Below are 18,645 nucleotides of genomic sequence, written 5' to 3'. Positions count from 1 at the left end.
CGGATATGGCGGGCATTGGATTCGAACTGCGCCGCATGCTGCGCAAGAACACCCTGATCCACTTGGTTCAGGCGTATGCCTACGCAGGCGTCATCGGCTCGGGGCCGTGGGTGTTTTCCATCGTGGGCATCCTGCTGGTGGGTATCTTCAGCGCCAGCGTGGTGGTGCCTTCGCACCTGGTCACGCAGTTCCAGACCTCGGTGACCTACCTGGTCGCGGGCAGCCTGATCCTCACGGGGCTGGTGCAGCTGGCGTTCACGCGCTTCGTGTCCGACCGGCTGTTCGAAAAGCGCCGCGAGCTGATCCTGCCCAACCTGCACGGTCTGCTGCTGCTGGTGCTGCTGGCCTCGGGCCTGATCGGCACGGTGGCGCTGTTCGTGGTGCTGCCGGGCGAAGGCCTGCTGTACCGGCTGCTGATGCTGGCCGGCTTCGTCATCATGTGCGGCGTGTGGGTGGTGACCATCCTGCTGTCGGGCATGAAGCGCTACAAGATCATCGTGGCGCTGTTCGGCCTGGCCTACCTGCTCATCGTGGGCGTGTCGCTGCTGCTGCGCCCCTGGGGGCTGGAGGGGCTGCTGGGCGGCTTCGTCATCGGCAACTACGTGCTGCTGGCCGGCATGTGGGTGCTGATCGTGCGCGAGTTCAACCCGCGCGGCCCGCTGATCGCGTTCGACTTTGCGCAGCGGTCCCTGCTGTACCCCTCGCTCATGCTGATCGGCCTGCTCTACAACCTGGGCGTATGGGTCGACAAGTTCATGTTCTGGTACTTCCCGCCCACGTCGGACGCCATCGTGGGCCACCTGCGTGCCTCGCTGATCTACGACCTGCCGGTGTTCCTCGCCTACCTGTCCATCATCCCGGGCATGGCGGTGTTCCTGGTGCGCATCGAGACCGACTTCGTCGAGTTCTACGACAAGTTCTATGACGCCGTGCGCAGCGGTGGCTCTCTGGAATACATCGAATCCATGCGGGACGAAATGGTCTACTCCATCCAGCAGGGCCTGGCCGAGATCGGGAAGATCCAGACCCTGGCCGTGCTCGTCACCATGGTGGCCGGCCCCGCCGCACTGTCGGCGCTGGGCATCTCGCAGCTGTACCTCCCGCTGCTGCACGTGCAGACCGTGGGAGCGGGCCTGCAGGTGGGGCTGATGGCCATTCTCAACGTGTTCTTCTACCTGGACCAGCGCCGCACGGTGCTGCTGCTGTGCGTGCAGTTCGTGGTGCTCAACGTGGCACTCACGGGCTTCACGCTCTGGGCGGGGGCAGCGCTCTATGGCTACGGCTTTGCGCTGGCGACGCTGATCACGCTGTGCACCGGCCTGTTCATGCTGTCGCGCCAGCTGGGCCGCCTGGAGTACGAGACCTTCATGCTCCAATAGCGGCTTTCCGCACGATCACAAGGAACCCTCGCCATGCTGCGCCCCTCCCGCCTGCGCCTTGGAGCGCTCTCCCTTGCCAGCCTGCTGGCCGCCTGCGGTGGCGGCGGCCAGGGCGTAGTCCAGCAGCCCAGCGGGGGCACCCGGGTCGCCGTCCAGCTCACGGCGCCCGCCGCGGAAGAGGTCTACAGCGCCACCGCGCCGCTCGTCGTCTCGGCCACGGTGACCATCGATGGATCGGCCGCACCCAACGGCACGGCCGTGCAGATCAGCGCGGGCGCTGCGAGCGCCACGACCACCACCAGCAGCGGCGTGGCCTCTGCCTCCCTGGCCGGCATCGCCGCCGGGCGGCAGCAGGTGCAGGCCACGGTGACCGCCAACGGCGCAACCGTCAACGCGGTGCGCACCGTGTACCTGCGGCCGGCCGCCCAGCCCCTGCGGGTGCTGGTGCCCGCCTACTTCTACCCCAGCGGCAGCGGCGCCACCGCGTGGGATGCGCTCACGGCGGGCGCGGCAGCCCAGCCCGGCGTGCGCATCACCGCCATCCTGAACCCCTCGGACGGCCCCGCTGCCACCGCCGACGCCAACATCGCCCGCGCGGCGAGCGCCTTCACGGCCGCGGGCGGGCAGCTGGTGGGTTACGTGTACACCGGCTACGGCACGGGCCAGCGCAGCCTCGCCAGTATCCGCGCCGACATCGACGCGTATTTCTCGCTCTATGGGCGTGGGCTGGTGCAGGGCATCTTCCTGGACGAGATGGCCGCCACCGCCAACCGGCTGGCGTTCTACCGCGAGATCTACGACTACATCAAGGCCAAGGATTCCAGCCTGCTGGTCGTCGGCAACCCGGGCACCATTCCGGTGGCCGACTATGCGCAGGTTGCCGACGTGCTCACCACGTTCGAGGGCCAGGGCGGCACCTTTGCAGGCTACGACCCGCGCACCACTGCAGGGGATTGGCTCTACACCCTGCCCAACGCGCGCCAGGCTGCTCTTGTGCACAACGTGGACACCTGCGCCGCCATGCAGACGGCCGTCAGGGCGGCCGCATCGGCCCGCTACCAGGCGGGCTGGGTGTATGTGACGCACCGGCCCTTCAACCCCGCCACGGGCGTGGGCAACCCCTGGAACGGCCTGCCGACCTACTGGACGGCACTGCTGGGGGCGGTGGACAGCGTCAACGCAGGCCGCGCGCTGCCGGCCTGCGTCTGATTCTTCATAAAAATCGCCCTCAGCGCTTGCTGAATAAGGAAAGTTTGCTCCACTTTCAGGAGCAAACAATCCGGCGTGGGCTGCCTCAGCCGTTGAGTTCGTCCGCCCGCGCCTGGGCGGCAGCGAAGTCGAGGTCGCCGCTGTAGATGGCGCGGCCGCAGATCACGCCTTCCACGCCCTCGTCTTCCACGGCGCACAGCTGCTCGATGTCGGCCATGTTCGACAGGCCGCCCGAGGCGATGACGGGAATGGTGAGCGACTGCGCGAGCTTGACGGTGGCGTCGATGTTGATGCCCGAGAGCATGCCGTCGCGGCCGATGTCGGTGTAGATGATGGATTCGACGCCCCAGTCCTCGAACTTCTTGGCCAAGTCGACCACTTCGTGGCCGGTGAGCTTGCTCCAGCCGTCTGTGGCCACCTTGCCGTCCTTGGCGTCCAGGCCCACGATGATGTGGCCGCCGAAGGCGCTGCACGCGTCCTTGAGGAAGCCCGGGTTCTTCACGGCGGCCGTGCCGATGATCACGTAGCGCAGGCCGCCGTCGATGTACTTCTCGATGGTGTCCAGGTCGCGGATGCCGCCGCCCAGCTGCACCGGCAGGTCATCGCCCACTTCCTTCAGGATGGCCTTGATGGCGCTGTAGTTCTTGGGCACGCCCGCAAACGCACCGTTCAGGTCCACGAGGTGCAGGCGGCGTGCGCCCGCATCCACCCACTTGCGCGCCATGGCGGCGGGGTCTTCACCGAAGGTGGTGGATTGGTCCATATCGCCTTGCTTGAGGCGTACGCAGTGGCCGTCTTTGAGATCGATGGCGGGGATGAGCAGCATGGTCATGGGGTTCGGGGGGAGTGGCCGAAGCGGCGCAGCCCGAACGGGAGGGTTGAAGGGGTGAGGGGGTGGAAGAAAAGGAAAAAAACGGCTCAGGGGTTCCAGTGCAGAAAGTTGCGGTACAGGGCCAGGCCATGCTCCGCGCTCTTTTCCGGGTGGAACTGCGTGGCAAAAATATTATCGCGTGCAATGGCCGCCGCAAACAAACTGCCATAGTCCGTTTGCCCTGCACCGTGGGCGGGATCTTGCGGCACCGCGTAAAAGCTGTGCACGAAGTAGAAGTAGCTGTTGTCGGGCACGCCGGCCCAGACCGGGTGCACGCCGCCGCCGTGGTGGGCATGGCGCAGCTGGCGCACCTGGTTCCAGCCCATCTGCGGCACCTTGAAGCGGCTGCCATCAGCCTGGGTGCGGCCGGCCAGGTCAAACTTGAGCACCTCGCCATGGATCAGGCCCAGGCCCGGCGTATCCCCTTCGGCGCTGTGGTCCAGCAGCATCTGCATGCCCACGCACACGCCGAACATCGGCTTGGACGCCGCGGCTTCGAGCACCGATTCCTGCAGGCCGGACTCGCGCAGCTCGCGCATGCAGTCGGGCATGGCGCCCTGGCCGGGCAGCACGATGCGCTCGGCGGCGCGCACGTCTTCGGGCCGCTGGGTGACCACCACCGTCCAGCCCGTGCCCTCGGCCGCGGCCTGCACGGCCTGCGACACCGAGCGCAGGTTGCCCATGCCGTAGTCCACCACGGCCACCGTTTTTGCTTCTATATTCATAGCTACAAACGCTTATCCATCAAGCGCTAAAGCCTGATTTGATCCAATATTTCACAGCGAACCCTTGGTGGACGGGATCACGCCGGCCGAGCGCGGGTCGCGCTCCAGCGCCGCGCGCAGGGTGCGCCCGAACGCCTTGAAGATGGTCTCGCACTGGTGGTGGGCATTGAAGCCCTTGAGGTTGTCGATGTGCAGCGTCACGCCCGCATGGTTCACGAAACCCTGGAAGAACTCGTACACCAGCTGCGTGTCCAGCTGGCCGATGCTGCCCGCCGTGAACTTCACGTCCATGTGCAATCCGGGGCGGCCCGAGAAGTCGACCACCACGCGGCTCAGGGCTTCGTCGAGCGGCACATAGGCGTGGCCGTAGCGGCGGATACCCTTCTTGTCGCCCACGGCGCGCGCAAAGGCCTGGCCGAGGGTGATGCCCACGTCTTCGACCGTGTGGTGGCCGTCGATGTGCAGGTCGCCTTCGCAGTCGATGGTGAGATCGATCAGGCCGTGGCGGGCGATCTGGTCGAGCATGTGGTCGAAGAAGCCGATGCCGGTGGAGAGCTGGGCCTGGCCGGTACCGTCGAGGTTGATGCGCGCGGTGATGCGCGTCTCGGCGGTGTTGCGGGTGACCTCGGCGATGCGGTCGGCCAGGGGGTCGGCCGCAGGAGTGGGGACGAGAGCGGAGGAAGTCATAGGGAGGCTTGGAGCGCGGCCAGCATCTGCGCGTTGTCTTCGGCGGCGCCCACGGTGAGGCGCAGGCAGTTGGCCAGCATGGGGTGCATTGTAGAAACGTTCTTGACGAGGACCTTGCGGGTTTTCATGCCCTCGTAGGCCCGGGCGGAATCGGCCACGCGCACCAGGATCATGTTGGCCTCGCTGTCCCAGCATTTTTCGATGCCGGGCATCTGGCGCAGGGCGGCAATCACCTTCGTGCGCTCGGCGCGGATCTCGGCGGCCTGCGCGGCAAACACATCGGCGTGCTCCAGCGCGAACAGCGCGGCCTCGCAGTTGAGCACGCTCACGTTGTAGGGCGGGCGCACCTTGTCGATCTCGGCGACGAAGGCGGCGGGGCCGATGAGGTAGCCCAGGCGCACGCCCGCGAGGCCGAACTTGCTGAGCGTGCGCATGAGCAGCACGTGGGCGTTGCGGGCCGGTTCGGCGCGCATGCGGTCGATGAAGGTGCGGCTGGCGAAGGGCTGGTAGGCCTCGTCCATCACCACGATGCCGCCCTGCGCGCCGGCGGCGTCGATGATGCGCTGCACCGCGCCCTCGTCCCACAGCGTGGCCGTGGGGTTGTTGGGGTAGGCGACGTAGGTGATGGCGGGCTGGTGCTGCGCGATGGCGGCCAGCATGGCGGGCTCATCCAGCTCGAAGTCGGGCGTGAGCGGCACGCTCACGAAGTCCAGGCCCTGCAGTTGCGCCGATAGCGGGTACATCACGAAGCCCGGCATGGGCGCGAGCATGGTGGCCCGCTGGCCCCTTCCATCCTTGTCCACGGGCTGCGCGCAAGCCAGCGCCAGCAGGGTGATGAGTTCGTCCGAGCCATTGCCCAGCACGATGCCGTAGCCCTCGGGCAGGTCGGCGTACTGGGCCAGTGCCGCCTTCAGGTCGAGCAGGCGGTCGCCGGGGTAGCGGTTGAGCGCCACCGCGCCCAGGCGCTGGCCCAGCGCCGCCTGCAGGTGCGCGGGCAAGCGGAACGGGTTCTCCATGGCGTCCATCTTGAGCATGCCGGTGGAGGGCTGCACGGCATAGGCGTGCATGGTACGCACGTCGGGGCGGATGCGGGCCAGGGCCTGCAGGGGGGACGATGGAGCGGTCATTCGGCGGTGTCCAGTTCTGAAGGTGCGACAAGAAAGGGGTTGATGGGCTGCACGGCGTCCAGCGACTGGCCGTGCGGCAAGGCTTCGGTCAGCAGGTAGCGGCAGCCCTGCTGGTGGGCGGACGAGAGGATGAGCGCGTCCCAGTAGCCCAGGCGGTAGCGGTCCTGCAGGTCCCAGGCGCCGTCCACGGTGTACGCATCGAGGTGCGGCGGCAGCCACACGCGCAGGCGGCGCACCTGGGCGCGCACCTGCTGCAGCACCTGGGGGCCGTCAAAGCGCTGGATCGCCTGGTTGTACAGCTCATTGAGCACCTGCGAGCTGATGCGGCCGCTGCGCGTCTGCCAGCAAAAGCTGATCCATTCGCGGGCGCGCGCCTGGCGCTCGGCATCGCGCTCGTCCACGCTGGCCAGCAGGATTTCGGTGTCGACAAAGATGGGGGGGGCCGCCATGTCGGTCAGCGCAGAAAAAGCGTCTCGCGGGGCACATACGGGCCGCTCGATGCGCCCCAGGATTCAAAACCCAGCGCCTCGCGCATGGCCTGGGCATAGGCATCTTCTTGCCGCATCTTCTCGGCCAGCCACTCGCCCAGCAGGCGCGACACGCTGCTGCCGCGCTTGGCCGCCTCCACGCGCACCCATTCGGCAACGGCGTCGTCCATGGTGACGGTGATGTTCTTCATGGAAAGCATGTTACACGAACTTCGTGTTCCACGAAATTCGTGTGACTTCAGACCAATCCCATCCGGCCGACGCCTTCAGGCCGACTGCCGCCCCTTTCCAACATGCGGGTGGCCGTGTCGCCCACGGTGCGCAGCGCCGCAAGGTGCGCGGCCGACCAGTCGCCGCCCACGCCGATGCGCAGGCAGTTGCGAAAGCGCCCGCTGGTGCTGAACACCGTGCCGGGTGCGACCAGGATCTGCTGCTCCAGGCAGGCCTCGTGCAGTTGCACCGAATCCAGCGCGCGGGGCAGCTCCAGCCACAGCAGCAGGCCGCCCGGCGGGTCGCTCACCCGCGTGCCGGGCGGAAAGTGCGCGGCAATCGCGCGGCGCGCCTCGTCCATGCGCGCCGCCACGCCGGCATGCAGCTGGCGCATGGCGGCCGCGTGGCCCGCCTGGGTGATGAGGTCGGCCAGCGCCAGCTCCAGCACGGCCGACTGGCCGCCCGCCTGCAGGTCCTTGATGGCGCGCACCTTGTCGGTCCAGCGGCCGGCCTCCAGCCAGCCCAGCCGCAGGCCCGGCGCCAGCGTCTTGGAGAACGAATCGCACAGCATCACATGGCCCGTGGTGTCGTACGACTTGACGGTGCGGCGCATCTCGTCCACCTCAGCCAGGTCGTTGTAGATCGCGTCCTCAATCACCGCCATGCCGTGGCCCGCCGCCATCTGCGCCAGGCGCCGGCGCTCGGCCTGCGGCATGCAGCTGCCCAGCGGGTTGCTGAGCGTGGGCACCACCATGACGGCCTTGACGGGCTGGGTATCGAGCGCGAGCTGCAGCGCATCCAGCGACAGGCCGTGGCGCGGGTGGGTGGGAATCTCCAGCGCTTTCAGGTGCAGGCCCTGCAGCACCTCCAGAAACGAGAAATGCGTGGGCGACTCCAGCGCCACCACATCGCCCGGCTGCGTCACGGCGCGCAGGCACAGCGCAATGCTGTCCATGCAGCCGCCGGTGATGACGATGTTCTCCGGGTCCAGGCTGCAGCCCAGGCTGACCGCATACCGCGCCAGCGCGCGGCGGGCGTCCACATGCCCGGCCGAGCCCGGGTAGGTGCACAGCAGGTTGCGGTGGCGCTGCGCCGCGCGCACCACGGCGCGGCGCACGCGGTCGGGGTTGAACAGTTCGGGGCCGGGCGTGCCACTGCTGAAGGAGATCATGTCCTCGGGCTGATGGCGTCCCAGGATGCGCTGGCCCAGCCAGTCCACCGACACCTCGCGCGGGCGGCGCAGTGGGCGCGGCGTGCTGGGCTCGGGCAGGCTCACCGGCCGCGCCGCCACAAAGAAGCCGGACCGCGGGCGGGCCGCGACCAGGCGCGCGTCTTCCAGCCAGTGGTAGGCCTGCACCACCGTGGTCTGCGCCACGCCGTGCTGGCGCGCCAGCTCGCGCACCGAAGGTAGCTTTTCGCCGCGCGCGAGCGTGCCGTTGCGGATCAGCTGCGCGAGCTGCTCGGCGATCTGGAGATAAAGCGGTAGAGCATCCTCGGTGGCCATGGCGGCATTCTGTACTGGCAACTGGAAAAGCAGCCAGTACAGAGTCGATGCACCCCGTACAGTACAGATGACCAGTGCAGTCGATCTGTACTGGCTCAGGTCCTGCATACCTGTCCGTAGCGCTGCGCGCAGCCCGGCCCCACAGTGAAGGCATGAACACGCTGCACACCCCCACCCCGCCGTCCCCCACGCTGCCCGCCTTGCCTGCGGTGCCTCTCACCCTGCAATGGAAGCGCCAGCCGCTGCCGCCGCTGCAGGCCGTGCAGGTGCTGGACTTCCGTGCGGGCGAGATCGCCCTGCTCGAAGTCGAACAAGGCCGCGTCTGGGTGACCTGCGACGGTCTGCTCGAAGACTATTTCCTGGAGGCCGGGCAGCGCCTGTCGTTCACCGGCCCGGTGCGGCTGCGCGTGAGCGCCGAAGGCAGCCGCCCTGCACGGCTGAACTGGGCGAAGCACCGCGCGATGCCAGGCGCTGCGTACCCGCCTGCACCGGTGGCAGCACCCCAGACCCTGGCCGTGGTGCCGCCCACCAGCAGCGCGGCGGGCTGCGCCCGGGGCGCCGTGGGCCCGCTCAGCGCCGCGTGATGCTGCCCTGGAGCCGCATCTCTGCCGCCTGCGCGTGGGCCTGCAGGCCCTCGCCGTAGGCCAGCTCGGCGGCAATGGTGCCCAGCACCTGGGCACCGGCCTCGCTCACTTCGATCAGGCTGCTGCGCTTCTGGAAGTCGTACACACCCAGGGGTGACGAGAAGCGTGCCGTGCCGCTGGTGGGCAGCACGTGGTTGGGGCCTGCGCAGTAGTCGCCCAGCGACTCACTGGTGTAAGCCCCCAGGAAGATCGCGCCCGCGTGGCGCAGCAGCGGCTCCCAGCGGTGCGGGTCGGTACTGCTCACCTCCAGGTGCTCGGGCGCGATGCGGTTGCTGATGGCACAGGCTTCCTCCATGTCCTTCGTCAGGATCAGCGCGCCCCGGCCGGTGAGGCTCTTGGCGATGATCTCGGCGCGCGGCATGGTGGGCAGCAGGCGATCAATGCTGGCCTGTACGGCGTCGATATAGGCCGCATCGGGGCACAGAAGGATGCTCTGGGCCAGCTCGTCGTGTTCGGCCTGGCTGAAGAGGTCCATCGCCACCCAGTCGGGCGGCGTGGAGCCGTCGGCCAGCACCAGGATTTCGCTCGGGCCCGCGATCATGTCGATGCCCACGGTGCCGAACACGCGCTTCTTGGCGCTGGCCACATAGGCGTTGCCGGGGCCGGTGATCTTGTCCACCTTGGGCACGGTGGCCGTGCCGTAGGCCAGCGCGGCCACGGCCTGCGCGCCGCCGATGGTGAAGGCGCGCGTGACGCCCGCCACATAGGCGGCCGCCAGCACCAGCTCGTTGCGCTCGCCCATGCTGGAGGCCAGCTGCGCACCCGTTCCGCCCGTGGCCACGCTGCCGCGCACGGGCGTGGGCACGACCATGATGATTTCCTGCACGCCCGCCACATGGGCCGGGATGGCGTTCATCAGCAGGCTGGACGGATACGCCGCCTTGCCGCCCGGCACGTAGATGCCCACGCGGTCGAGGGGCGTTACCTTCTGGCCCAGCAAGGTGCCGTCCTCGTCGCGGTAGCTCCAGCTTTCGCCAGAGGCCTTTTTCTGCGCCTCGTGGTAGCTGCGCACGCGCTTGGCGGCGGCCTGCAGCGCGTCGCGCTGGGCCTGTGGAATGGCGTCGAACGCGGCCTTGAAGTCTGCCTGCGTCAGCTCCAGCGCCGCCATGCCGGGGGCGCTGAGGCCGTCGAAGCGGGCGGTGTATTCCAGCACGGCCGCGTCGCCGCGCTGTTGCACATCGGCCAGGATGTCGGCCACGCGCTGCTCGATGGCCGCGTCGGTGTCGGCAGACCAGTGCAGCCGGGCTGCGAAATCAGCCTCGAACGTGGCCGCAACGGTGGACAGGCGGGCGGGAGCAGCTACCAGGGTCATGGTGTTGTCAATCTGTGGGGGGAGTCAGTTCGTTTCCGGCGGGACGGCCGACGCAAACGCATCGATGATGCGCCGCAGCGGTGCCTGCTTGAGCTTGAGCGCGGCCTGGTTCACGACCAGGCAGGAGCTGATGTCCATGATGCGCTCGACCTCGACCAGGTGGTTGGCCTTGAGGGTGTTGCCGGTGGAGACCAGATCGACGATGGCGTCGGCCAGGCCGGTGAGCGGCGCCAGCTCCATGCTGCCGTAGAGCTTGACCATGTCCACGTGCACGCCCTTGGTGGCAAAGAAGTCGCGGGCAATCGACGTGTACTTGGTGGCCACCTTCAGGCGCGCGCCCTGCTTGACGGCGCGCTCGTAGTCGAAATCGCTGCGCACGGCCACGCTCACGCGGCACTTGGCGATGCGCAGGTCCAGCGGCTGGAACAAGCCCTGGCCGCCATGCTCGATGAGCGTGTCCTTGCCCGTCACGCCGATGTCGGCGCCGCCGTATTCCACATAGGTGGGCACGTCGGTCGCGCGCACCAGCACCACGCGCACGTCGGGGCGGTTGGTGGGCAGGATCAGCTTGCGCGACTTCTCGGGGTCTTCCAGCACTTCGATGCCGGCAGCGGCCAGCAGCGGCAGGGTCTCCTCAAAGATGCGGCCTTTGGACAGCGCCAGGGTGATCGTCGGGTTCGTCATCGGATTCTTTCAATATCGGCGCCCATGCCGCGCAGTTTGGCTTCCATGCAGTCGTAGCCGCGGTCCAGGTGGTAGATGCGGTCGACCACGGTCTCGCCCTCGGCCACCAGGCCGGCAATGACGAGGCTGGCCGAGGCACGCAGGTCGGTGGCCATCACGGTGGCCCCCGACAGGCGTGGAGCCCCCTCGATCACCGCCACCTTGCCATCGGTCTGGATCCTGGCGCCCAGGCGCACCAGCTCGTTGACGTGCATGAAGCGGTTTTCAAAAATCGTTTCGGTGACCGTGGCCGTGCCCTGTGCAATGCAGTTGAGCGCCATGAACTGGGCCTGCATGTCGGTCGGAAAGCCAGGGTACTCCGTGGTGCGAAAGCCCTGGGCCTTGAGCGTGGCGCCACCCGCGCTTTGCACGCGGATGCCGCCCTCCACCGCCTGCACGTCGGCTCCGGCTTCGCGCAGCTTCTCGATCACGGCATCGAGGTGGTCGGCGCGGCCATGGCGCAGCGTCACGTCGCCACCCGTGGCCGCCACGGCACACAAAAAGGTGCCCGCCTCGATGCGGTCGGCCACCACGCGGTGGGTGCAGCCGCGCAGCTTGTCCACGCCCTGGATGCGGATGCGGCTGGTGCCGTGGCCTTCGATCTTCGCGCCCATGGCGATCAGCATCTCGGCCAGGTCGGAAATCTCGGGCTCTTGTGCGGCGTTTTCGAGCACCGTCTCGCCTTCGGCCAGCGCGGCGGCCATGAGGAAGTTCTCGGTGCCCGTCACCGTGACCATGTCGGTGGTGATGCGCGCGCCCTTCAGGCGCTTCCAGCCTGTGGGCAGCTTGGCAATGATGTAGCCGTGCTCGACCACGATCTCGGCACCCATGGCCTGCAGGCCCTTGATGTGCTGGTCCACCGGGCGCGAGCCGATGGCGCAGCCGCCCGGCAGCGACACCGTGGCCTCGCCAAAACGCGCCAGCAGCGGGCCCAGCGCCAGCACCGAGGCGCGCATGGTCTTGACCAGCTCGTACGGCGCCTCGGGCGTGCTGAGCGCGCTGGCGTCGATGCGCACGGTGCCATCGTCCGCGCGTTCGGCCGCCACGCCCATGTTGCGGATCAGCTTGAGCATGGTGCTCACGTCCTGCAGCCGGGGCACGTTGAGCAGCGTCACCGGCTCTGCGGTGAGCAGCGCGGCGCACAACTCCGGCAGGGCGGCGTTCTTGGCGCCGGACACCAGCACCTCGCCCTGCAAGGTACGGCCGCCGCGAATCAGGAGTTTGTCCATCTCAGATCAAAAAACTTTGGTTAAAAACATGCTTCAGCGCTTACTGATAAAGCGCTGACAGCTATAAATTCAATAGCAAAACGTTCAAGCACCCTGCGCCGCCCATTCGGCTGGGGTGTAGGTCTTCATCGACAGCGCATGCACTTCGTCGGTGTGCATCTTGGAGCCCAGCGTGGCATACACGCGCTGGTGGCGCGCAATGGCGCGCTTGCCCTCGAACTCGGCCGAGACGATGGTGGCATACCAGTGGCGGCCATCGCCTTCGAGCGTGATGTGTTCGCAGGCAAGGCCCGCGGTGATGAGGTTCTGGAGTTCTTCAGCAGTCATGTCAGTTCCGAATTTTGTAGCCGGTGCGCAGCAGGTGGACGGCCAGCGCGCTCACGGCCAGCCAGGCGATGCCCACGATGGTGAGGCTGAGCCAGGGCGAGGTGTCGCTCTGGCCGAAGAAGCCGTAGCGGAAGCCATCGATCATGTAGAAGAACGGGTTGAGGTGGCTCACCGTCTGCCAGAAGGGCGGCAGCGACTGGATGGAATAGAACACGCCCGACAGAAACGTCATGGGCACCACCACGAAATTCTGGAACGCAGCGAGCTGGTCGAACTTGTCGGCCCACAGCCCCGCGATCAGCCCCAGCGTGGCCAGCAGCGCCGCGCCCAGAAAGGCGAACACCAGGACCCACAAGGGCGCTGCAAACTCAGGCCGTGCAAACGCCAGCGTCACGACGAACACCCCCAGCCCCACCACCAGCCCGCGCACCACGGACGAGCCCACATACGCCACAAACCACGCCCAGTGCGACAGCGGCGTGAGCAGCACGAACACCAGGCTGCCCATGATCTTGCTCTGGATCAGGCTCGACGAGCTGTTGGCAAAGGCGTTCTGCAGCACGCTCATCATCACCAGGCCCGGCACCAGGAAGGCGGTGTAGCTGATGCGGTCGTACACCTTTACATGGTCTTCGAGCACATGGCCGAAGATCAGCAGGTACAGCACGGCGGTGAGCACGGGCGCGGCCACGGTCTGGAAGCTGACCTTCCAGAAGCGCAGCACCTCTTTGTAGAACAGCGTCTGCCAGCCCGTCACAGCGCCACTCCTTCGAGCGAAGCGTGGCCGGCTTTGGCGCCGGACATCACCTGCAGGAAGACATCTTCCAGGTCGGGCCGGCGGATTTCCATGTCATGCACCTCCACGCCCGCCACGCGCAGCGCAGCCAGGTGGCTTTCGATTTCTGCAGCATCGAGCGCGGGCAGCTGCACGATGCGGCCCGTGACGCGCGCCAAGGGGGCGAGCGACGGCGGCAGCGCGGCGTCGGTCTTGAACTGCAGGATGCTGCCCGAGGCGGCCTGCAGCAGTTCGCTGGTTCGGTTGAGCGCCACGATCTGCCCCCACTTGAGCATGGCGATGCGGCCGCACAGGGCCTCGGCCTCTTCAAGGTAGTGCGTGGTGAGCAGCACGGTGTGGCCCTCCTTGTTCAGGCGGGCCACAAAATGCCACAGGGTCTGGCGCAGCTCCACGTCCACGCCGGCCGTGGGCTCGTCGAGCACAATGATGGGCGGCTTGTGCACCAGCGCCTGGGCCACCAGCACGCGGCGCTTCATGCCGCCCGACAGCTGGCGCATGTTGGCATTGGCCTTGTCGGCCAGGCCCAGGTTTTCGAGCAGCTCGTCGATCCAGGCATCGTTGTTCTTCACGCCAAAGTAGCCCGACTGGATGCGCAGCGATTCGCGCACGTTGAAGAACGGGTCGAACACCAGCTCCTGCGGCACCACGCCGAGCTTGCGGCGGGCGGCGGCGAAGTCGGCCTGCACGTCGCTGCCCTGCACCAGCACGCGGCCATCGCTGGCGCGCGCAAGGCCCGCCAGAATGCTGATGAGGGTGGTCTTGCCCGCGCCATTGGGGCCCAGAAGGCCGAAGAACTCGCCCTCCTCGATGTCCAGGCTGACATGGTTGAGTGCCTGGAAGGGGCCCTTGGGTGTGGCGAAGGTCTTGGAGACGGCTTGGAAAGAGACTGCGGGCATGAAGCCCACGATTTTAAGGCCTGCCCCCAACCCCTGCCGCAGGGGGGCGCGTGGAGCGTGGCGTGGCTGGTAGCGGTGGACCGCTATGAGGCGGACGCGACGGACGGGTCGGCCGGCGCGGATGGGTCAGACGGTGTGGCCGGGGCCAGCAGGGACTCCACTCCGTACAGCCCCGCCATGCCGTGCAATGCCGCTGGCAGGCCCTGAACGGCGAAGGTCTTGCCCTCGGAGAGCGCCTCCCGCCGGCATTCCAGCAGCACGGCCAGCGCCGAGGTGTCAAACACGGCCAGCGCGCGAGCGTCCACCACCAGCTCGCTCTCGCCATGCACCTTGAGCCCTTGCAGGAGCATGGCAAGGCACACCGCAGCCTCGCGGTGCGTGAGTTCGGCGGGCAATACCAGCATGGCGGCCGTCATGGGGGTGCGCGGGGACATCGTCGCTTCAGCGCAAGGCCGCAGCGTTCGATTTGTTACGGGCCACCAGCGTGTCGATGAGTCCGTCAATGCCCTTGGCATTGATCTCCTGGGCGAACTGCCCCCGGTAGGTCTCCACCAGCCAGACACCCAGCACGTTCAGGTTGTAGATTTTCCAGCCAGCGCCCTCGCCCGGCGTCTTTTCCAGGCGGTAATCCAGCTGGATGGGGTCACCCCGGCCCACGATCTCGGTGCGCACCAGCACATCCTTGTCGCCAGGCGCAGCGCGCAGCGGCTTGACCTGAATGGACTGATCGTTCACCTGTGCCAGTGCACCGGCGTAGGTGCGCACCAGCAGGACCTTGAACTCGTCCTGCAGCCGCTTTTGCTGCTCGGGCGTGGCCTGGCGCCAGCCCGGCCCCACGGCGGCGGCCGTCATGCGGCGAAAGTTCACATTCGGCATCACCGTGCCATCGACCAGCGCAATGATCTTGCCCAGATCGCCGGCCTGGATCGCCTTGTCGGCCTTCACCGTCGTCAGCACGTCGGCGGAAAGCCGCTTGATGAGCGCATCGGGCGCTTCGTCGGCCGCCAGTGCCGCGAGGGGCATGCCCAGCGAAACGGCAGCGGCTGCACACAGCGCCATCTGCCCCAGGGTACGTCGGTTCATTGTTTCCTCTACTTTCCAGGGATCCCGTCGTGGATCGATTCATTGCCCTGTCCAGGGTTCCGGCCGCTGCGCTGCAGGTGTTGCAAAACGTACGCGACCTGGGCCGGGTCGTGGCCCACGGCATTTCGCACGACCTGCATGGCGCGACTATCTCGCCGGCGGCGGCTCTGGAGGGAGCATGCCGTCATTGGCGTCATCGCCTTCGCGCTCAGACGCATGCGGCCCCTGCCCCGCCTGGCTGCGGACCTGCAGAAACACGTCGCGGGTGAAGCTGTACTTGTCGAGCGCGGCGCTGTCGAGCACATTGCTCGCACGCAGCAGATTGGAACGGGCGTCCACGGCGCGCAGCGCGTACAGCGCGTTGCGGGCCGACACCGGGTCGACATAGCCCACGAGGTTGCCCTTCGCGTCCAGGGGCAAGGCCAGCGTGTCGCGCGCGGTGGAAGGGCCCAGGATGGGCAGCACCACATAGGGACCTGTGCCCACGCCCCAACGGCCCAGGGTCAGGCCGAAGTCCTGGCGGTACCGCTCGATGCCGAGTTCGCTGGCAATGTCGAGCACGCCGCCAAGGCCCATGAAGGTGTTCACGTTGACCCGCATGAAGCTGGACGCGGCGGCCTCGCCGCGCAGCTGCAGCACGTTGTTCACAAAAGACCACACGTCGCTCAGGTTGGCGAAGAAGTTGCTCACCCCCGTGCGCACCGGCGCGGGGGTGACTTCCCGGTAGGCGATGGCCACCGGCTTGAGCACCATGGCATCGACCTGCTCGTTGAACCGCGTCATGCTGCGGTTGTACGACTCCAGCGGGTCGCGCGGGTCGGGGTACGCCACGGTGGCGCAGCCGGCGGTCAGCGCGACGCCCAGCCCCAGGCCAAGACCGCGCACCACCATATTGATGGCGATGCGGGCGAAGCGGCCGTTGCCGTGCAGGGCGCCTTGTGCGCAGCCCCGCTTGAAGTTGCCCTGCTGGTCTGCCAGGGACGTGGGTGGTCTGATCGTCATTTTTTGTTGCCGGCCCCGGAGGGCGTACTGCCGCTTTCGGCCTGCCTGTAAAGAAATTGTCCAATGAGATTTTCGAGCACGATCGCAGACTGCGTGGCCGTGACAGAGTCACCCTCCACGAGGGTCTTCTCTTCGGCCCCGGCTTCGATGCCGATGTACTGCTCGCCCAGCAGCCCGCTGGTCAGGATCTTGAGCGAGCTGTCTTTGGGAAATGCGTAGCGGTCGTCCATGGACAGCGTCACACGGGCCTGGAAGATCTTGTCGTCAAAGGCGATGGACTCCACCCGGCCCACGAGCACGCCCGCGCTGCGCACGGCGGCCTGCGGCTTGAGCCCGCCAATGTTGTCGAAGCGCGCGGTGATGCGGTAGCCGGACTGGAAATTCAGGCTCAGCAGGTTGGCCGACTTGAGCGCAAGAAACACCAGCGCCACCAGCCCCAGCATCACAAACAGCCCTACCCACAGATCGTTCTTGGAGCGTTGCATTGTGTTTTGATTCCTCTTCAGGTGCCAGCGGTGCCGGCGTCAGATACTGAACATCAGTGCCGTGAGCACGAAGTCCAGCGCCAGCACTGCGAGCGACGCCATCACCACCGTGCGGGTGGTGGCGCGTGAGACGCCCTCCGGCGTCGGCTTGGCGCTGTAGCCCTGCAGCAGCGCCACAAAGGTCACCGTGACGCCGAAGACCAGGCTTTTGAGCACGCCGTTGCCCACATCCCGCCACACGTCCACACCGCCCTGCATCTGGCTCCAGAAGGCGCCTGCGTCGATGCCGATCATCAGCACGCCCACCACCCAGCCGCCGATGATGCCAACGGCGCTGAACACGGCGGCCAGCAGGGGCATCGCGATCACGCCACCCCAAAATCGCGGCGCCAGGATGCGCCGCACCGGGTCGATCGCCATCATCTCCATGGCGCTGAGCTGCTCGCCCGCGCGCATGAGGCCGATCTCCGCCGTGAGCGATGTGCCGGCACGGCCCGCAAACAGCAGCGCCGTCACCACCGGGCCCAGCTCCCGCACCAGCGACAGGGCCACCAGCAGGCCGAGTGCCTCCGAGGAGCCATAGCGCTGCAAGGTGTAGTACCCCTGCAGCCCCAGCACAAACCCCACGAACAGGCCCGATACCGCGATGATGGAGAGCGAATAGTTGCCCAGGAAATGCACCTGGTCGCGCACCAGCGCGGGACGTAAAAAAGTGGGGCCCGCCAGCCGCACCAGCTGGGCAAAGAGGCGGGCGCTCATGCCGATGTCGGCCAGCTTGCTGCGCACGGCCCAGCCCACGTCGGAAGGCTTGTACCAACTCATTGCGTGCGCCCTTCGATGGGCCCGAAATCTTCAGCCACACCCGGCCCGGGGTGGTGGAAAGGCACGGGCCCGGAGGGCAGCGCGTGCACGAACTGGTGCACCAGCGGATCGGAGCATGCGCGCACCTCGTCGGGCGTGCCCTGCGCTGCCACGACCCCATCGCCCAGGATGATGACGTGGTCTGCAAGGCGGAAGGTTTCCTCCAGATCGTGCGACACGACAATGCTCGTGAGCCCCATGGAGTCGTTGAGCTGGCGGATGAGTTGAGCGGCCGTGCCCAGCGAAATCGGGTCCAGCCCCGCGAAAGGCTCGTCGTACATGACCAGCTCAGGGTCCAGCGCAATGGCGCGTGCCAGCGCCACCCGCCGCGCCATGCCGCCGGAAATCTCGCTCGGCATGAGCTCGCGCGCGCCGCGCAGGCCCACGGCGTGCAGCTTCATCAGCACCACGTCGCGGATCAGCGCTTCCGGCAGGTCCGTGTGTTCGCGCAGGGGAAAGGCCACGTTTTCAAACACGCTCAGGTCGGTGAACAGCGCGCCAAACTGAAACAGCATGCCCATGCGCCGCCGCGCGGCATACAGGCCCGCCACATCCATCTGGCCCACGTCCTGGCCGTCAAACAGCACCTCGCCTTTCTGGGCCCGGTGCTGCCCCCCGATGAGTCGCAGCACAGTGGTCTTGCCGCCGCCGGACGCCCCCATCAAGGCCGTCACCTTGCCACGCGGCACTGCCAGCGTCAGGTCGCGCAGGATCACCCTCTCCCCATAGGAGAAGGTGACGTTGCGCAACTCTGCAAGATAGGGGTTGTCAGACATGCAATGGGAAAAGAGGCGACGCAGCGGTGGGAGCAGTCAACCCACCCCGCCAGCACGCCACAGTTCGTGCGATGGTAGCCGAATCAACAAACATACATGCATGTATGTTTGCAAACTGACGCGATTCAAGGGGTTCTGGCGGGATTCAGGGCTGGGAGCCCAGAGACCGAACCGTCTGCTGGAGGGGAGGCGAGATTGTGGCCGCAAACCCCATTGTTTGCCTGCGTCTTTGGCGCCACAGCCGACCGCCGTGTCCACGAAAAACGGCGCCCCCGGGCGCCGTTGTCCGCTTTTGCCTGCGCTGCAGTGGT

Annotated in this window: 22 protein-coding genes; 3 read left to right on the top strand and 19 right to left on the bottom strand. The window is 67.2% G+C overall.

Annotated features, from left to right (window positions below):
- Nucleotides 1-5 precede the first annotated feature (5 nt).
- Both pelG and ACOQFS_RS20015 read left to right on the top strand, forming a co-directional pair.
- Entirely contained in the window at nucleotides 6-1,379 is a 1,374-nt protein-coding gene (pelG, locus tag ACOQFS_RS20020) for an exopolysaccharide Pel transporter PelG (protein ID WP_421564564.1), read from the top strand.
- A gap of 33 nt (nucleotides 1,380-1,412) precedes the next feature.
- Complete coding sequence (locus tag ACOQFS_RS20015) at nucleotides 1,413-2,588, top strand: spherulation-specific family 4 protein (protein WP_421564563.1); 1,176 nt, start codon at nucleotides 1,413-1,415, stop codon at nucleotides 2,586-2,588.
- A gap of 85 nt (nucleotides 2,589-2,673) precedes the next feature.
- Here ACOQFS_RS20015 and hisA read toward each other — a convergent pair whose 3' ends face one another.
- From hisA to ACOQFS_RS19980, 7 genes are all read right to left on the bottom strand, one after another.
- On the bottom strand, nucleotides 2,674-3,414 hold the full coding sequence (hisA, locus tag ACOQFS_RS20010; RefSeq protein ID WP_421564603.1) for a 1-(5-phosphoribosyl)-5-[(5-phosphoribosylamino)methylideneamino]imidazole-4-carboxamide isomerase: 741 nt from the start codon (nucleotides 3,412-3,414) through the stop codon (nucleotides 2,674-2,676).
- 92 nt (nucleotides 3,415-3,506) lie between these two features.
- Nucleotides 3,507-4,184 carry an imidazole glycerol phosphate synthase subunit HisH gene (gene hisH, locus ACOQFS_RS20005; protein ID WP_421564562.1) on the bottom strand — a complete coding sequence of 226 codons (678 nt, stop codon included), beginning with the start codon at nucleotides 4,182-4,184 and terminating at the stop codon, nucleotides 3,507-3,509.
- Between the two features lie 51 nt (nucleotides 4,185-4,235).
- Nucleotides 4,236-4,871, bottom strand: a complete 636-nt coding sequence (gene hisB, locus ACOQFS_RS20000; protein ID WP_421564561.1) for an imidazoleglycerol-phosphate dehydratase HisB — start codon at nucleotides 4,869-4,871, stop codon at nucleotides 4,236-4,238.
- Nucleotides 4,868-5,998 carry a pyridoxal phosphate-dependent aminotransferase gene (locus ACOQFS_RS19995; protein ID WP_421564560.1) on the bottom strand — a complete coding sequence of 377 codons (1,131 nt, stop codon included), beginning with the start codon at nucleotides 5,996-5,998 and terminating at the stop codon, nucleotides 4,868-4,870. Before ACOQFS_RS19995 ends, hisB begins: the two co-directional genes overlap by 4 nt.
- Nucleotides 5,995-6,447 carry a PIN domain-containing protein gene (locus ACOQFS_RS19990; protein WP_421564559.1) on the bottom strand — a complete coding sequence of 151 codons (453 nt, stop codon included), beginning with the start codon at nucleotides 6,445-6,447 and terminating at the stop codon, nucleotides 5,995-5,997. The genes ACOQFS_RS19995 and ACOQFS_RS19990 overlap by 4 nt, the downstream gene beginning before the upstream one ends.
- A gap of 5 nt (nucleotides 6,448-6,452) precedes the next feature.
- Entirely contained in the window at nucleotides 6,453-6,677 is a 225-nt protein-coding gene (locus ACOQFS_RS19985; RefSeq protein WP_421564558.1) for a CopG family transcriptional regulator, read from the bottom strand.
- A gap of 47 nt (nucleotides 6,678-6,724) precedes the next feature.
- On the bottom strand, nucleotides 6,725-8,200 hold the full coding sequence (locus ACOQFS_RS19980) for a PLP-dependent aminotransferase family protein (RefSeq protein WP_421564557.1): 1,476 nt from the start codon (nucleotides 8,198-8,200) through the stop codon (nucleotides 6,725-6,727).
- 152 nt (nucleotides 8,201-8,352) lie between these two features.
- On the opposite strand from ACOQFS_RS19980, the gene ACOQFS_RS19975 reads away from it, so the two are divergent.
- Entirely contained in the window at nucleotides 8,353-8,784 is a 432-nt protein-coding gene (locus tag ACOQFS_RS19975; RefSeq protein WP_421564556.1) for a DUF2917 domain-containing protein, read from the top strand.
- On the opposite strand, the gene hisD is transcribed toward ACOQFS_RS19975, so the two are convergent.
- The 12 genes from hisD to ACOQFS_RS19915 form a co-directional block, all read right to left on the bottom strand.
- Nucleotides 8,771-10,156 (bottom strand): histidinol dehydrogenase, encoded by a 1,386-nt coding sequence (hisD, locus tag ACOQFS_RS19970; RefSeq protein WP_421564555.1) that lies wholly within the window; start codon nucleotides 10,154-10,156, stop codon nucleotides 8,771-8,773. The two genes, ACOQFS_RS19975 and hisD, sit on opposite strands and share 14 nt — an antisense overlap.
- Before the next feature lie 24 nt (nucleotides 10,157-10,180).
- Complete coding sequence (gene hisG, locus ACOQFS_RS19965) at nucleotides 10,181-10,840, bottom strand: ATP phosphoribosyltransferase (protein WP_421564554.1); 660 nt, start codon at nucleotides 10,838-10,840, stop codon at nucleotides 10,181-10,183.
- Nucleotides 10,837-12,108, bottom strand: coding sequence for a UDP-N-acetylglucosamine 1-carboxyvinyltransferase (gene murA / locus ACOQFS_RS19960; RefSeq protein ID WP_421564553.1), 1,272 nt, complete (start codon nucleotides 12,106-12,108; stop codon nucleotides 10,837-10,839). Before murA ends, hisG begins: the two co-directional genes overlap by 4 nt.
- A gap of 84 nt (nucleotides 12,109-12,192) precedes the next feature.
- A complete protein-coding gene (locus ACOQFS_RS19955; RefSeq protein ID WP_421564552.1) occupies nucleotides 12,193-12,435 on the bottom strand; it encodes a BolA family protein in 243 nt (80 codons plus the stop codon).
- Between the two features lies 1 nt (nucleotide 12,436).
- Nucleotides 12,437-13,192 (bottom strand): ABC transporter permease, encoded by a 756-nt coding sequence (locus ACOQFS_RS19950; protein WP_421564551.1) that lies wholly within the window; start codon nucleotides 13,190-13,192, stop codon nucleotides 12,437-12,439.
- Nucleotides 13,189-14,127 (bottom strand): ABC transporter ATP-binding protein, encoded by a 939-nt coding sequence (locus ACOQFS_RS19945; RefSeq protein WP_421564550.1) that lies wholly within the window; start codon nucleotides 14,125-14,127, stop codon nucleotides 13,189-13,191. The genes ACOQFS_RS19950 and ACOQFS_RS19945 overlap by 4 nt, the downstream gene beginning before the upstream one ends.
- A gap of 83 nt (nucleotides 14,128-14,210) precedes the next feature.
- A complete protein-coding gene (locus tag ACOQFS_RS19940; RefSeq protein WP_421564602.1) occupies nucleotides 14,211-14,531 on the bottom strand; it encodes an STAS domain-containing protein in 321 nt (106 codons plus the stop codon).
- Between the two features lie 37 nt (nucleotides 14,532-14,568).
- Complete coding sequence (locus ACOQFS_RS19935) at nucleotides 14,569-15,210, bottom strand: MlaC/ttg2D family ABC transporter substrate-binding protein (RefSeq protein WP_421564549.1); 642 nt, start codon at nucleotides 15,208-15,210, stop codon at nucleotides 14,569-14,571.
- A gap of 147 nt (nucleotides 15,211-15,357) precedes the next feature.
- Nucleotides 15,358-16,101 (bottom strand): MlaA family lipoprotein, encoded by a 744-nt coding sequence (locus ACOQFS_RS19930; RefSeq protein WP_421564601.1) that lies wholly within the window; start codon nucleotides 16,099-16,101, stop codon nucleotides 15,358-15,360.
- A 107-nt stretch (nucleotides 16,102-16,208) separates the two neighbouring features.
- Nucleotides 16,209-16,697, bottom strand: coding sequence for an outer membrane lipid asymmetry maintenance protein MlaD (gene mlaD / locus ACOQFS_RS19925; protein WP_421564548.1), 489 nt, complete (start codon nucleotides 16,695-16,697; stop codon nucleotides 16,209-16,211).
- 39 nt (nucleotides 16,698-16,736) lie between these two features.
- Nucleotides 16,737-17,519 (bottom strand): lipid asymmetry maintenance ABC transporter permease subunit MlaE, encoded by a 783-nt coding sequence (mlaE, locus tag ACOQFS_RS19920; RefSeq protein ID WP_421564547.1) that lies wholly within the window; start codon nucleotides 17,517-17,519, stop codon nucleotides 16,737-16,739.
- Entirely contained in the window at nucleotides 17,516-18,334 is an 819-nt protein-coding gene (locus ACOQFS_RS19915) for an ABC transporter ATP-binding protein (protein ID WP_421564546.1), read from the bottom strand. The genes mlaE and ACOQFS_RS19915 overlap by 4 nt, the downstream gene beginning before the upstream one ends.
- Between the last annotated feature and the right edge of the window lie 311 nt (nucleotides 18,335-18,645).

This window comes from Paracidovorax sp. MALMAid1276 (assembly GCF_049198005.1).
Classification (GTDB): domain Bacteria; phylum Pseudomonadota; class Gammaproteobacteria; order Burkholderiales; family Burkholderiaceae_C; genus Acidovorax.
The sequence above is the reverse complement of the archived record's forward strand: the minus strand, read 5'-3'. Positions and strand labels throughout refer to the sequence as shown.

Coding starts and splice junctions, on each gene's coding strand:
- pelG (WP_421564564.1), top strand. CDS start 6: ATGGCGGGCATTGGATTCGAACTGCGCCGCATGCTGCGCAAGAACACC.
- ACOQFS_RS20015 (WP_421564563.1), top strand. CDS start 1,413: ATGCTGCGCCCCTCCCGCCTGCGCCTTGGAGCGCTCTCCCTTGCCAGC.
- hisA (WP_421564603.1), bottom strand. CDS start 3,414: ATGCTGCTCATCCCCGCCATCGATCTCAAAGACGGCCACTGCGTACGC.
- hisH (WP_421564562.1), bottom strand. CDS start 4,184: ATGAATATAGAAGCAAAAACGGTGGCCGTGGTGGACTACGGCATGGGC.
- hisB (WP_421564561.1), bottom strand. CDS start 4,871: ATGACTTCCTCCGCTCTCGTCCCCACTCCTGCGGCCGACCCCCTGGCC.
- ACOQFS_RS19995 (WP_421564560.1), bottom strand. CDS start 5,998: ATGACCGCTCCATCGTCCCCCCTGCAGGCCCTGGCCCGCATCCGCCCC.
- ACOQFS_RS19990 (WP_421564559.1), bottom strand. CDS start 6,447: ATGGCGGCCCCCCCCATCTTTGTCGACACCGAAATCCTGCTGGCCAGC.
- ACOQFS_RS19985 (WP_421564558.1), bottom strand. CDS start 6,677: ATGAAGAACATCACCGTCACCATGGACGACGCCGTTGCCGAATGGGTG.
- ACOQFS_RS19980 (WP_421564557.1), bottom strand. CDS start 8,200: ATGGCCACCGAGGATGCTCTACCGCTTTATCTCCAGATCGCCGAGCAG.
- ACOQFS_RS19975 (WP_421564556.1), top strand. CDS start 8,353: ATGAACACGCTGCACACCCCCACCCCGCCGTCCCCCACGCTGCCCGCC.
- hisD (WP_421564555.1), bottom strand. CDS start 10,156: ATGACCCTGGTAGCTGCTCCCGCCCGCCTGTCCACCGTTGCGGCCACG.
- hisG (WP_421564554.1), bottom strand. CDS start 10,840: ATGACGAACCCGACGATCACCCTGGCGCTGTCCAAAGGCCGCATCTTT.
- murA (WP_421564553.1), bottom strand. CDS start 12,108: ATGGACAAACTCCTGATTCGCGGCGGCCGTACCTTGCAGGGCGAGGTG.
- ACOQFS_RS19955 (WP_421564552.1), bottom strand. CDS start 12,435: ATGACTGCTGAAGAACTCCAGAACCTCATCACCGCGGGCCTTGCCTGC.
- ACOQFS_RS19945 (WP_421564550.1), bottom strand. CDS start 14,127: ATGCCCGCAGTCTCTTTCCAAGCCGTCTCCAAGACCTTCGCCACACCC.
- ACOQFS_RS19940 (WP_421564602.1), bottom strand. CDS start 14,531: ATGCTGGTATTGCCCGCCGAACTCACGCACCGCGAGGCTGCGGTGTGC.
- ACOQFS_RS19935 (WP_421564549.1), bottom strand. CDS start 15,210: ATGAACCGACGTACCCTGGGGCAGATGGCGCTGTGTGCAGCCGCTGCC.
- ACOQFS_RS19930 (WP_421564601.1), bottom strand. CDS start 16,101: ATGGTGGTGCGCGGTCTTGGCCTGGGGCTGGGCGTCGCGCTGACCGCC.
- mlaD (WP_421564548.1), bottom strand. CDS start 16,697: ATGCAACGCTCCAAGAACGATCTGTGGGTAGGGCTGTTTGTGATGCTG.
- mlaE (WP_421564547.1), bottom strand. CDS start 17,519: ATGAGTTGGTACAAGCCTTCCGACGTGGGCTGGGCCGTGCGCAGCAAG.
- ACOQFS_RS19915 (WP_421564546.1), bottom strand. CDS start 18,334: ATGTCTGACAACCCCTATCTTGCAGAGTTGCGCAACGTCACCTTCTCC.